Genomic DNA, 13,261 nt, shown 5'->3' on the forward strand with positions numbered 1-13,261 from the left:
GGCGCCGGCTTTTCATTATGCATCGTGCGAGATTATCGCCGGGATGGTGTCATCCTTGCGTAGCGTCAGAATTTCGCAGCCGTTATCGGTTACCACAATAGTATGCTCGTACTGCGCAGACAAGCTACGGTCTTTGGTTTTCACCGTCCAGCCGTCCTTCATGCTGCGGATCTCTTTCTTACCGGCATTGACCATCGGTTCGATAGTGAAGGTCATACCCGGCTTGAGCACCACGTCGGTTTCCGGCGAGTCATAGTGCAGTACCTGTGGTTCCTCGTGGAAGCCGCGGCCGATACCGTGCCCGCAGTATTCACGTACCACGGAGAAACCTTCCGCTTCGACGAATTTCTGGATCGCCGCGCCGATCGCGCGCAGGTTAATACCCGGTTTGACCATCTTCAGCGCCAGATAGAGGCTTTCCTGAGTGATGCGGCACAGGCGCTCGCCGAGGATAGTCGGCTTGCCGACGATGAACATTTTTGAGGTATCGCCGTGGAACTCATCTTTAATCACGGTCACGTCGATATTGACGATGTCGCCGTCTTTCAGCAGCTTGCCGTCATCCGGGATGCCGTGGCACACCACTTCATTAATAGAGATACAGACCGATTTCGGGAAGCCGTGATAGCCGAGGCAGGCGGAGACCGCTTTCTGTTCATTAACAATGTAGTCGTTGCAGATGCGATCCAGTTCGCCGGTGCTGACGCCCGGTTTGACGTAGGGTTCGATCATTTCCAGCACTTCGGCGGCCAGACGGCCGGCAACGCGCATTTTTTCGATGTCTTCAGATGTCTTGATAGAGATAGCCATGGAATATGTCCAGCAGTGTCGATTTTTTCGACAATAATAGATTAAGTCCTGTCAATGGTAACAGTCCGGGTACGTTGGCGCCAAATTGAGAATCATTAACAGCACGCGACGTCAACAAGAGTTGGTGTCTGGCCAGGTTTTGTGGTATAAAGCGCGCCGGACTTCCGTTCCATCTCAGATACACAAGGATGGGCGTAAGCGACATACTCATATTGTGTAAATAACACACACGTATCGGCACATATTCCGGGGTGCCCTTTGGGGTCGGTAATATGGGATACGTGGAGGCATAACCCCAATTTAATCTATAGAGGTTTTAAACATGGCAACTGTTTCCATGCGCGACATGCTCAAGGCTGGTGTTCACTTTGGTCACCAGACCCGTTACTGGAACCCGAAAATGAAGCCTTTCATCTTCGGCGCGCGTAACAAAGTTCACATCATCAACCTTGAGAAAACTGTACCGATGTTCAACGAAGCTCTGGCTGAGCTGAACAAAATCTCTGCCCGTAAAGGCAAGATCCTGTTCGTTGGTACTAAGCGCGCTGCAAGCGAAGCGGTAAAAGAAGCTGCTAACAGCTGCGACCAGTTCTTCGTGAACCATCGCTGGCTGGGCGGTATGCTGACTAACTGGAAAACCGTTCGTCAGTCCATCAAACGTCTGAAAGACCTGGAAACTCAGTCCCAGGACGGTACTTTCGAGAAGCTGACCAAGAAAGAAGCGCTGATGCGCACTCGTGAGCTGGACAAGCTGGAAAACAGCCTGGGCGGTATCAAAGACATGGGCGGCCTGCCGGACGCACTGTTCGTTATCGACGCTGACCACGAGCACATCGCTATCAAAGAAGCAAACAACCTGGGTATCCCGGTATTTGCTATCGTTGATACCAACTCTGATCCGGACGGCGTAGACTTCGTTATCCCGGGTAACGACGATGCAATCCGCGCAGTTAGCCTGTACCTGGGCGCTGTTGCAGCTACCGTTCGTGAAGGTCGCTCTCAGGACCTGGCTTCTCAGGCGGAAGAAAGCTTCGTAGAAGCTGAATAATAAGGTTTAAGCCCTTATTAGTACCGTGTATGAATAGGGGCCAATTTTAGGCCCCTTTTTTCAATTTATGCTGTTTGGCCGCAGGCCGGGCAGTTTCCACATCTCCCGAGGATTTTAGAATGGCTGAAATTACCGCTTCCCTGGTAAAAGAGCTGCGCGAACGTACTGGCGCAGGCATGATGGATTGCAAAAAAGCACTGACTGAAGCTAATGGCGACATCGAGCTGGCAATCGAAAACATGCGTAAATCCGGCGCGATCAAAGCGGCGAAAAAAGCAGGCAACGTTGCTGCTGACGGCGTGATCAAAACCAAAATCGACGGCAACTACGGTTACATTCTGGAAGTTAACTGCCAGACTGACTTCGTTGCTAAAGATGGTGGTTTCCAGGCATTTGCTGACAAAGTACTGGACGCCGCTGTTGCTGGTAAAATCTCCGACGTTGAAGTTCTGAAAGCGCAGTTCGAAGAAGAACGTGTTGCCCTGGTTGCTAAAATCGGCGAGAACATCAACATCCGTCGTATCGCTATCCTGGAAGGCGACGTTCTGGGCAGCTACCAGCACGGTGCTCGCATCGGCGTTCTGGTTGCCGCTAAAGGCGCTGACGAAGAGCTGGTTAAGCAGCTGGCAATGCACGTTGCTGCAAGCAAGCCGGAATTCGTTAAGCCGGAAGACGTTTCTGCTGAAGTAGTAGAAAAAGAGTACCAGGTTCAGCTGGACATCGCGATGCAGTCCGGTAAGCCGAAAGAAATCGCAGAGAAAATGGTTGAAGGCCGCATGAAGAAATTCACCGGCGAAGTTTCTCTGACTGGTCAGCCTTTCGTTATGGAACCGAGCAAATCTGTTGGTCAGCTGCTGAAAGAGCACAACGCCGACGTTACTGGCTTCATCCGCTTTGAAGTGGGCGAAGGCATCGAGAAAGTTGAGACTGACTTTGCAGCAGAAGTTGCTGCGATGTCCAAGCAGTCTTAATTTTTAAAAAAAGGAGCCGCCTGAGGGCGGCTTCTTTTTGCGCCTCTCTTGTAAAATCAGCCAATCGCTTATAGTGACTGCGCTGAACGATGGCATACAATGTCGTCAGAATTAACTCATCTCAATCGTTGACAGTCTCAGGAAAGAAACATGGCTACCAATGCAAAACCCGTCTACAAACGTATTCTGCTGAAGTTAAGTGGCGAAGCTCTGCAGGGTTCAGAAGGCTTCGGTATTGATGCAAGCATACTTGACCGTATGGCTCAGGAAATCAAAGAACTGGTTGAACTGGGTATTCAGGTTGGCGTAGTGATTGGTGGCGGTAACCTGTTCCGTGGTGCTGGTCTGGCGAAAGCGGGTATGAACCGCGTTGTGGGCGACCACATGGGCATGCTGGCAACGGTCATGAACGGCCTGGCAATGCGTGATGCGCTCCATCGCGCCTATGTGAACGCTCGCCTGATGTCCGCAATCCCGCTGAACGGCGTGTGCGACAACTACAGCTGGGCGGAAGCGATTAGCCTGCTGCGTAACAATCGCGTGGTGATCCTCTCCGCGGGTACCGGCAACCCATTCTTTACCACCGACTCCGCAGCCTGCCTGCGCGGTATTGAAATCGAAGCCGACGTGGTTCTGAAAGCGACCAAGGTTGACGGCGTGTTTACCGCTGACCCGGCGAAAGATCCTTCCGCTACCATGTACGATCAGCTGACCTATAGCGAAGTGCTGGATAAAGAGCTGAAAGTGATGGATCTTGCCGCCTTCACCCTGGCGCGCGACCACAAACTGCCAATTCGCGTATTTAACATGAACAAACCAGGCGCGCTGCGTCGCGTGGTCATGGGCGAAAAAGAAGGCACGTTGATTACGGAATAATTCCCGTCGGCGCTAATTCCGGGTAATATTCCGCTTTACTTTAGCGGGGAAGTTGCCCGGTTAATTGAATTAATCCGGACTATACTTAGCTCACTTTTGCGGTGAGCGACCGTGTGGTCTGTCTGAGACAAGTTTTCAAGGATTCGTAACGTGATTAGCGATATCAGAAAAGATGCTGAAGTACGCATGGAAAAATGCGTTGAAGCATTCAAAAACCAAATCAGCAAAATTCGCACGGGCCGTGCTTCTCCGAGCCTGCTGGATGGCATCATCGTGGAATACTACGGCACGCCGACCCCGCTGCGCCAGCTGGCAAGCGTTACGGTGGAAGATTCCCGTACGCTGAAAATCAACGTCTTCGACCGCTCTATGAGCCCGGCCGTTGAAAAAGCGATTATGGCGTCTGACCTGGGTCTGAACCCAAGTTCTGCGGGTAGCGATATCCGCGTTCCGCTGCCGCCGCTGACTGAAGAACGTCGTAAAGATCTGACTAAGATCGTGCGTGGCGAAGCTGAGCAGGCGCGTGTCGCCGTGCGTAACGTTCGCCGTGACGCGAACGACAAAGTTAAAGCTCTGCTCAAAGAGAAAGAGATCAGCGAAGATGACGATCGCCGCTCTCAGGACGACGTGCAGAAAATGACTGACGCCGCCATTAAGAAAGTTGATGCGGCGCTGGCAGAGAAAGAAGCGGAACTGATGCAGTTCTGATTTTCTGCCGCTACGCAGGCCCGGGGCATTCGGGGCTGCGTAAAGTCTGAAACGCCGTACAGAAGACCGTACGCTCAATATTTGGGATTGCGTTAAAATCGCTGGCCTTGTAGCCTTCCTTTTTATACCGAAGGTCATTCGCCGCCGTTTTAGCCCCGAGGATTGATGCGTAAAGGGCTTGCTGGCGGCGTTTTGCTTTTTATCCTGTCACAATTCTTCTGGACGTCTCATGAAGCAATTAACCGTTCTCGGTTCGACCGGTTCAATCGGCTGCAGCACGTTGGACGTGGTGCGTCATAATCCCGAAAGCTTTTCCGTCGCCGCGCTGGTCGCGGGGAAAAATGTCGACCGTATGGTTGAACAATGTCTGGAATTTTCTCCCCGATTCGCGGTGATGGATGATGCGCAAAGCGCTGAGCGTTTACGTACGCTGCTGCGTGAACAGGGCTGCCGCACCGAAGTGCTGAGCGGCAAGCAGGCGGCGGCTGATGTCGCGGCGCTGGATGAGGTCGATCAGGTGATGGCGGCCATCGTTGGCGCGGCCGGCCTGGCGCCGACGCTGGCGGCAATTCGCGCCGGCAAAACGGTACTGCTGGCGAACAAAGAGTCTCTGGTAACCTGCGGCCGCCTGTTTATGGACGCGGTTCAGCAGTATGGCGCTCGACTGTTGCCGGTTGATAGCGAACATAACGCGATTTTTCAGAGTTTGCCGGAAACAATTCAAAACCATCTGGGATACGCTGACCTGACGCAGAACGGCGTCTCGTCGATTCTGCTGACCGGTTCCGGTGGTCCTTTCCGGGAAACGGCGATTTCTGAGCTGGCGGCAATGACGCCGGATCAGGCTTGCCGCCACCCGAACTGGTCAATGGGACGCAAAATTTCCGTTGATTCCGCCACGATGATGAATAAAGGGCTGGAGTACATCGAAGCCCGCTGGCTGTTTAATGCCTCTGCGCAGCAGATGGAAGTCATTATTCATCCGCAATCGGTGATTCACTCCATGGTTCGCTATCAGGACGGTAGCGTGTTGGCGCAATTAGGCGAGCCGGATATGCGCACGCCGATCGCCCATACCATGGGCTGGCCGCAGCGCCTGAACTCCGGCGTTAAACCGTTGGACTTCTGTCAATTGAGCAACCTGAGCTTCTCGGCGCCGGATTACGATCGCTATCCGTGCCTCAAGTTGGCGATGGACGCTTTTGATGTCGGCCAGGCGGCGACGACGGCGTTGAATGCCGCTAACGAAGTCTCGGTGGCGGCGTTTCTGAATAGTGAAATCCGCTTTACCGATATTGCGGCAGTGAACCAGGCGGTGCTGGATAATATGGCGCTCAATGAACCGCAAAGCATTGATGAAGTGGTTGCAATTGATGCCGAAGCACGCGTCGCCGCACAGCGACAACTTCGATAACACATGGCGCAGGGGAGTCCCTACAACGCGTTGTGATATTTGTGGGCGCTGGGCTTCAGTGATATAGTCTGCGCCACCCGATCGTTGCATTTTGTTGTGAAAGATTACGGTGGCCGTGGCAAGACACGGCTTTTTTGCGTAAAGCTTTTGGTTGTTCTCTGCGATTGGCTGTAGCTCCGGCGCCGGATAAAAATGCGTATTCAGCGCTGCCCGGCGGCGTGTGTGTTGTGGCTAAGCTAATCCTTATTATGGACTTAAAACGCGTTATGTTGTCTGCTAATCAAACTGTCAGCAAAATGTCGCCTGCACATGGTTGTCGCCATGTCGCCATTATCATGGACGGCAACGGTCGTTGGGCGAAACAACAAGGTAAAATTCGCGCCTTTGGCCATAAAGCTGGAGCGAAATCTGTTCGTCGCGCGGTCTCCTTCGCGGCGAATAATGGTATTGAAGCATTAACGCTTTACGCATTCAGTAGTGAAAACTGGAACCGTCCGGCGCAGGAAGTGAGCGCGCTGATGGAACTGTTTGTCTGGGCGCTGGATAGCGAAGTAAAAAGCCTGCATCGTCACAATGTCCGCCTGCGGATTATCGGCGAGACGACGCGTTTTAATGCCCGGCTGCAGGAGCGCATCCGTAAGGCGGAGGCGCTAACGGCAAACAATACGGGGTTAACGCTGAATATCGCCGCTAATTACGGCGGCCGCTGGGATATTGTCCAGGGCGCGCGTCAACTGGCCGAACAGGTACAAAAAGGGTTGTTAAAACCTGAAGAGATCACGGAAGAGATGCTTAGCCAGCAGGTGTGTATGCATGAACTGGCTCCCGTTGATTTAGTTATTAGGACCGGGGGAGAGCACCGAATAAGTAACTTTTTGATTTGGCAAATTGCCTATGCCGAACTTTACTTTACGGATGTTCTTTGGCCCGATTTTGCTGAACAGGACTTTGAAGGTGCACTCCATGCATTCGTTAGTCGAGAGCGTCGTTTTGGCGGCACAGAAGAGCCGGGTGGCAGTCATGCCTGATGGGGGTCACTTTTGCTGAAGTATCGCCTGATTTCCGCTTTCGTTTTAATTCCCGTCGTTATTGCGGCGCTTTTTCTATTGCCGCCCGCGGGCTTTGCTATCGTCACCCTGGTCGTTTGTATGCTCGCCGCGTGGGAGTGGGGGCAATTAAGCGGTTTTACCTCAACGACGCAGCGCGTGTGGCTCGCGGTGCTTTGCGGCCTGCTGTTGGCGCTGATGCTCTTTATGTTGCCCGAATACCACTATGACGCGCATCAACCGATGGTTGAGGGATCGTTATGGGCCTCGTTTGGCTGGTGGATTGTCGCGCTGGTGCTGGTCCTCTCTTATCCGGCCTCGGCGGCGTTGTGGCGCCATTCAAAAGCGTTGCGTCTGATCTTCGGCTTGCTGACTATCGTCCCGTTTTTTTGGGGCATGCTGGCGCTGCGCGCATGGCATTATGCCGATAACCACTATAGCGGCGCGGTGTGGTTGCTGTACGTCATGATTCTGGTGTGGGGCGCGGATTCCGGCGCCTACATGTTCGGTAAAATGTTCGGAAAGCATAAGCTGGCGCCGAAGGTTTCTCCGGGTAAAACCTGGCAGGGCTTCTTCGGCGGCCTGTTGACGGCAGCCGTTATCTCTTGGGTTTATGGCGTATGGGCTCATCTGGATGTCACCCCAACCGTGTTGCTGATTTGCTCGGTGGTGGCGGCGCTGGCTTCAGTGCTGGGCGATTTGACGGAAAGTATGTTTAAACGTGAAGCCGGCATCAAGGATAGCGGGCATCTGATCCCTGGACATGGCGGTATTTTAGATCGCATTGATAGCCTGACGGCTGCGGTGCCGGTGTTCGCTTGTCTGCTGTTGTTAGTCTTCAGGACGATTTGACGGAAGGTTTTATGCTGAGCGTTCTCTGGAATTTGGCCGCTTTTATTATTGCGCTTGGCGTACTGATCACCGTGCACGAGTTCGGCCATTTCTGGGTGGCTCGTCGCTGCGGCGTGCGCGTTGAACGTTTTTCCATTGGTTTTGGTAAAGCGCTGTGGCGCCGCGTGGATAAGCAGGGGACCGAGTTTGTTATCGCGCTGATCCCGCTCGGCGGTTATGTGAAGATGCTCGACGAACGCGTCGAACCGGTGGCGCCGGAAATGCGTCACTACGCTTTCAATAATAAAACCGTTGGTCAGCGCGCGGCCATCATTGCCGCAGGCCCTATCGCCAACTTCATTTTTGCCATCTTTGCCTACTGGCTGGTGTTTATCATCGGCGTCCCTGGCGTGCGTCCGGTTGTTGATGAAATATCGCCCAATTCCATCGCTGCGCAAGCACAAATTGCAAAAGGAATGGAACTTAAAGCGATAGATGGCATCGAAACGCCTGATTGGGATGCAGTACGTATGGCGTTAGTCGCGAAGATTGGCGACCAACAAACAATACTTACCGTCGCCCCTTTCGGGACGAACCAACGTCAGGATAAAATCCTCGACCTGCGGCACTGGGCGTTTGAGCCGGATAAGCAAGATCCGGTGGCCTCGCTGGGCATCAAGCCGCGTAGTGCGCAGATTGATACCGCGCTGGCTGAGGTACAATCTCAGTCGGCCGCGCAGAAAGCAGGTTTGCAAGCGGGAGACAGGATCGTTAAAGTCGATGGTCAACCGTTAACGCAGTGGATGACGTTTGTTAATCTGGTGCGTGACAATCCGGGCAAGGCGCTGGCTCTGGAGGTCGACAGACAAGGTACGCCGCTGTCGTTGACCCTGACTCCGGATACGAAGTCGGTAAAAGGCAAGGCTGAAGGGTTTGCAGGGGTAGTGCCAAAAGTTATCCCGCTGCCTGATGAATACAAGACAGTGCGTCAGTACGGGCCGTTTGCCGCCATCGCCGAAGCCACGGATAAAACCTGGCAACTGATGTCGTTAACGGTCAGGATGCTGGGCAAATTGATAACCGGTGATGTCAAACTGAACAACCTCAGTGGGCCGATCTCTATCGCTCAGGGGGCTGGAATGTCAGCGGAATTTGGGTTGATTTACTATCTGATGTTCCTTGCGCTGATTAGCGTGAACCTCGGAATAATCAACTTGTTCCCGCTACCCGTCCTCGACGGGGGGCATCTGCTGTTTTTAGCGATTGAAAAGCTGAAGGGCGGGCCGGTATCCGAGCGAGTTCAAGACTTTAGTTATCGCATTGGCTCAATACTGCTGGTGCTGTTAATGGGGCTTGCACTTTTCAATGATTTCTCTCGGTTGTAAGAGAGTTTGTTAGGAAGAACGCATAATAACGATGGCGATGAAAAAGTTGCTCATAGCGTCGCTGCTGTTTAGCAGCGCGACTGTATACGGTGCTGAAGGGTTCGTGGTGAAGGACATTCATTTCGAAGGCTTGCAGCGTGTCGCTGTTGGTGCGGCCCTCCTCAGCATGCCAGTGCGTCCTGGCGATACGGTGACCGATGATGATATCAGTAACACCATTCGCGCTCTGTTTGCCACTGGCAACTTTGAGGACGTCCGCGTCCTGCGCGATGGTGATACCCTGCTGGTGCAGGTGAAAGAGCGCCCAACAATTGCGAGCATTACCTTCTCCGGCAACAAGTCGGTGAAGGATGACATGCTCAAGCAAAACCTTGAGGCATCCGGCGTTCGCGTTGGGGAATCTCTCGATCGCACCAAGCTTGCCGATATCGAAAAAGGGCTGGAAGATTTCTACTACAGCGTCGGTAAATATAGCGCCAGCGTAAAAGCTGTCGTGACGCCGCTGCCGCGTAACCGCGTCGACCTGAAACTGGTTTTCCAGGAAGGCGTCTCGGCGAAAATCCAGCAGATTAACATTGTCGGTAACCACGCATTCACCACTGACGAACTGATCTCTCACTTCCAACTGCGCGATGAAGTACCGTGGTGGAACGTCGTCGGCGATCGTAAATACCAGAAACAGAAACTGGCGGGCGACCTTGAAACCCTGCGCAGCTACTACCTGGATCGCGGTTACGCGCGTTTCAACATCGATTCGACGCAGGTTAGCCTGACGCCGGACAAGAAAGGCATCTATATCACCGTTAACATCACCGAAGGCGAGCAGTACAAGCTCTCCGGCGTGCAGATAACGGGCGATCTGGCGGGCCATTCGGCGGAAATCGAATCGCTGACCAAAATTGAGCCGGGCGAGCTGTATAACGGCACCAAAGTGACCAAAATGGAGAATGATATTAAGAAACTCCTCGGTCGCTATGGTTACGCCTATCCGCGCGTCCAGTCGCAGCCGGAAATCAACGACACGGATAAAACCGTGAAGCTGCACATTAACGTTGATGCTGGTAACCGCTACTATGTGCGTAAAATTCGCTTCGAAGGTAACGACACCTCCAAAGATTCCGTACTGCGCCGCGAAATGCGCCAGATGGAAGGGGCGTGGCTGGGCAGCGACCTGGTTGACCAGGGTAAAGACCGTCTTAACCGTTTAGGTTATTTCGAAACCGTCGATACCGATACCCAGCGCGTGCCGGGTAGCCCGGATCAGGTCGATGTCGTTTACAAGGTGAAAGAGCGTAACACCGGTAGCCTGAACTTCGGTATCGGTTACGGTACCGAAAGCGGCGTCAGCTTCCAGGCGGGCGTACAGCAGGATAACTGGTTAGGTACCGGCTACTCCGTCGGCATCAACGGGACCAAGAACGACTACCAGACCTATGCTGAACTGTCGGTCACCAACCCGTACTTCACCGTAGATGGCGTGAGCCTCGGCGGCCGCCTCTTCTATAACGACTTCGATGCGAATGACGCGGATCTGTCTGACTATACCAACAAAAGCTATGGTACAGACGTCACCCTCGGCTTCCCGATCAACGAATACAACTCGCTGCGTGCAGGTTTAGGTTATGTTCATAACTCCCTGTCCAACATGCAGCCGCAGGTGGCGATGGATCGTTACCTTGACTCTGTAGGGTCAGACAGCACCGGCAGCTTTACCGCGAATGACTTCACCTTTAACTACGGCTGGACCTATAACAAGCTGGACCGTGGTTACTTCCCAACGGAAGGTTCGCGCGTCAACCTGAACGGTAAAGTGACCATTCCGGGGTCAGACAACGAATACTACAAAGCGACGTTGGATACCGCGACGTACGTGCCGATCGATGACGATCACCAGTGGGTTGTGCTGGGACGTACCCGACTGGGTTATGGCGACGGTATCGGCAGCAAAGAGATGCCGTTCTATGAGAACTTCTACGCTGGTGGTTCAAGTACCGTGCGTGGCTTCCAGTCGAACACCATCGGTCCGAAAGCGGTCTATAAATCCGGGGCTTATGCCGGAGATAATAACGACTACGAAGAATGTTCCAACTCTGATGGTTCATACTGTAAATCAGACGATGCGGTCGGCGGTAACGCCATGGCGGTCGCCAGCCTGGAGCTGATTACCCCGACGCCGTTTATCAGCGATAAATATGCGAACTCGGTACGTACCTCCATTTTCTGGGATATGGGTACCGTGTGGGATACTAACTGGGAAAATACTGCGGCGACTCGAGCCGCAGGCGTGCCTGACTACAGCGATCCGAACAACATTCGTATGTCTGCGGGTATCGCGGTACAGTGGATGTCGCCGTTGGGGCCGTTGGTCTTCTCCTACGCCCAACCGTTTAAAAAGTACGATGGAGACAAAGCCGAGCAGTTCCAGTTTAACATTGGTAAAACCTGGTAATTGTTGGCAACAACGGAATGTAAGTGCAGTATAGCGCTGACTGTAGGCGATAGCGGATGCTATCGCCTGGCCACGCAAATAACGGTACCCCTGGGTACTCATGGGATGGTAAGGAGTCAATTGTGAAAAAGTGGTTATTAGCTGCAGGTCTGGGTTTAGCAATGGTAACTTCCGCTCAGGCGGCAGATAAAATTGCAATGGTTAACATGAACAATCTGTTCCAACAGGTAGCCCAGAAAACTGGCGTTTCCAACACGCTGGAAAATGAGTTCAAAGGCCGCGCTAGCGAACTGCAGCGTTTGGAAGGCGATCTGCAGTCCAAAATGCAGCGTCTGCAGTCTATGAAACCGGGCGCAGATCGTAGCAAGCTGGAAAAAGACGTGATGTCTCAGCGTCAGTCCTTCGCGCAGAAAGCACAGGCTTTTGAGCAGGATCGCGCACGTCGTTCCAACGAAGAACGTGGCAAACTGGTTACCCGTATCCAGACCGCCGTTCAGAGCGTAGCGAAAGATCAGAGCATCGATCTGGTTGTTGACTCTAATGCCGTCGCATACAACAGCAGCGATGTGAAAGACATCACCGCTGATGTACTGAAACAGGTTAAATAAGTAATGCCTTCAATTCGACTGGCTGACTTAGCACAGCAGTTGGATGCAGAGTTACACGGTGATGGCGATATCGTCATCACCGGCGTTGCGTCCATGCAGAGCGCTAAAGCAGGCCAAATTACTTTCATGGTAAATCCTAAATACCGTGAACACCTGGCCGCTTGCCAGGCCTCCGCCGTTGTGATGACGCCGGACGATTTACCCTTTGCCCACGGCGCTGCGCTGGTAGTGCGTAATCCCTACCTGACCTACGCGCGCATGGCTCAAATTTTAGATACCACGCCGCAGCCGGCGAAAGACATCGCGCCAAGCGCGGTGATCGATCCCACGGCGAAGCTGGGTAACAACGTCTCCGTTGGCGCAAATGCCGTTATCGAATCCGGCGTGGTGCTGGGCGATAACGTGGTTATCGGCGCAGGCTGCTTCGTTGGCAAAAATAGCAAAATCGGCGCCGGCTCGCGTTTATGGGCCAACGTTACCGTTTACCATGAGATTGAGATCGGTGAAAATTGCCTGATCCAGTCCAGTACGGTGATCGGCGCGGACGGTTTCGGTTACGCTAACGATCGCGGTAATTGGGTGAAGATCCCGCAGCTTGGTCGCGTTATTATTGGCGATCGCGTGGAGATCGGCGCCTGTACCACCATCGATCGCGGCGCGCTGGACGATACCGTGATCGGCAATGGCGTTATCATTGATAACCAGTGCCAGATTGCGCACAACGTGGTGATTGGCGACAATACCGCCGTCGCTGGCGGCGTGATTATGGCCGGCAGCCTGAAAATTGGCCGTTACTGCATGATTGGCGGCGCCAGCGTGATTAACGGCCATATGGAAATCTGCGATAAAGTCACCGTTACCGGGATGGGGATGGTTATGCGTCCTATCTCTGAACCTGGCGTCTATTCCTCAGGTATTCCGCTACAGCCGAACAAGGCGTGGCGTAAAACTGCGGCGCTGGTGATGAATATTGACGAGATGAGCAAGCGCCTGAAAGCGGTTGAGCGCAAGGTTAATCAACAAGACTAATTCATCATTCGGTCACGTTACATTCCCGGCCTGTTGCATTCGTTAATAAGATTGCCGCAGGCCGTGTTATTATTGCCTTTTAGTAT

General features: G+C 53.2%; 12 protein-coding genes. 11 read left to right on the forward strand and 1 reads right to left on the reverse strand.

What is annotated here, in order from left to right:
• Window positions 1–15: 15 nt before the first annotated feature.
• Window positions 16–810, reverse strand: coding sequence for a type I methionyl aminopeptidase (map, locus tag PGQ95_RS16980; protein ID WP_045376596.1), 795 nt, complete (start codon window positions 808–810; stop codon window positions 16–18).
• 322 nt (window positions 811–1,132) lie between these two features.
• Between map and rpsB the strand changes: the two genes are divergently transcribed.
• From rpsB to lpxD, 11 genes are all read left to right on the forward strand, one after another.
• Window positions 1,133–1,858, forward strand: coding sequence for a 30S ribosomal protein S2 (gene rpsB, locus PGQ95_RS16985; RefSeq protein ID WP_004858107.1), 726 nt, complete (start codon window positions 1,133–1,135; stop codon window positions 1,856–1,858).
• Window positions 1,859–1,977: 119 nt separating this feature from the next.
• A complete protein-coding gene (gene tsf / locus PGQ95_RS16990) occupies window positions 1,978–2,829 on the forward strand; it encodes a translation elongation factor Ts (protein WP_015368168.1) in 852 nt (283 codons plus the stop codon).
• Between the two features lie 150 nt (window positions 2,830–2,979).
• The gene (gene pyrH / locus PGQ95_RS16995) at window positions 2,980–3,705 is read left to right on the forward strand and encodes a UMP kinase (RefSeq protein ID WP_004098747.1); all 726 of its coding nucleotides are present in this window, start codon (window positions 2,980–2,982) and stop codon (window positions 3,703–3,705) included.
• A 150-nt stretch (window positions 3,706–3,855) separates the two neighbouring features.
• Complete coding sequence (gene frr, locus PGQ95_RS17000) at window positions 3,856–4,413, forward strand: ribosome recycling factor (protein WP_015368165.1); 558 nt, start codon at window positions 3,856–3,858, stop codon at window positions 4,411–4,413.
• A gap of 229 nt (window positions 4,414–4,642) precedes the next feature.
• On the forward strand, window positions 4,643–5,827 hold the full coding sequence (gene ispC / locus PGQ95_RS17005) for a 1-deoxy-D-xylulose-5-phosphate reductoisomerase (RefSeq protein ID WP_087860843.1): 1,185 nt from the start codon (window positions 4,643–4,645) through the stop codon (window positions 5,825–5,827).
• Between the two features lie 266 nt (window positions 5,828–6,093).
• On the forward strand, window positions 6,094–6,855 hold the full coding sequence (gene ispU, locus PGQ95_RS17010) for a (2E,6E)-farnesyl-diphosphate-specific ditrans,polycis-undecaprenyl-diphosphate synthase (RefSeq protein ID WP_087860842.1): 762 nt from the start codon (window positions 6,094–6,096) through the stop codon (window positions 6,853–6,855).
• A gap of 12 nt (window positions 6,856–6,867) precedes the next feature.
• The gene (gene cdsA, locus PGQ95_RS17015) at window positions 6,868–7,725 is read left to right on the forward strand and encodes a phosphatidate cytidylyltransferase (protein WP_087860841.1); all 858 of its coding nucleotides are present in this window, start codon (window positions 6,868–6,870) and stop codon (window positions 7,723–7,725) included.
• 11 nt (window positions 7,726–7,736) lie between these two features.
• Window positions 7,737–9,089, forward strand: coding sequence for a sigma E protease regulator RseP (gene rseP / locus PGQ95_RS17020; protein ID WP_045390141.1), 1,353 nt, complete (start codon window positions 7,737–7,739; stop codon window positions 9,087–9,089).
• A gap of 31 nt (window positions 9,090–9,120) precedes the next feature.
• The gene (gene bamA, locus PGQ95_RS17025; RefSeq protein WP_045390143.1) at window positions 9,121–11,538 is read left to right on the forward strand and encodes an outer membrane protein assembly factor BamA; all 2,418 of its coding nucleotides are present in this window, start codon (window positions 9,121–9,123) and stop codon (window positions 11,536–11,538) included.
• A gap of 122 nt (window positions 11,539–11,660) precedes the next feature.
• Window positions 11,661–12,146, forward strand: a complete 486-nt coding sequence (gene skp, locus PGQ95_RS17030; RefSeq protein ID WP_087860839.1) for a molecular chaperone Skp — start codon at window positions 11,661–11,663, stop codon at window positions 12,144–12,146.
• Between the two features lie 3 nt (window positions 12,147–12,149).
• Entirely contained in the window at window positions 12,150–13,175 is a 1,026-nt protein-coding gene (gene lpxD, locus PGQ95_RS17035) for a UDP-3-O-(3-hydroxymyristoyl)glucosamine N-acyltransferase (protein WP_113374441.1), read from the forward strand.
• Window positions 13,176–13,261 lie beyond the last annotated feature (86 nt).

It is taken from the genome of Klebsiella sp. 141240 (assembly GCF_050600805.1).
Lineage (GTDB): Bacteria > Pseudomonadota > Gammaproteobacteria > Enterobacterales > Enterobacteriaceae > Klebsiella > Klebsiella aerogenes.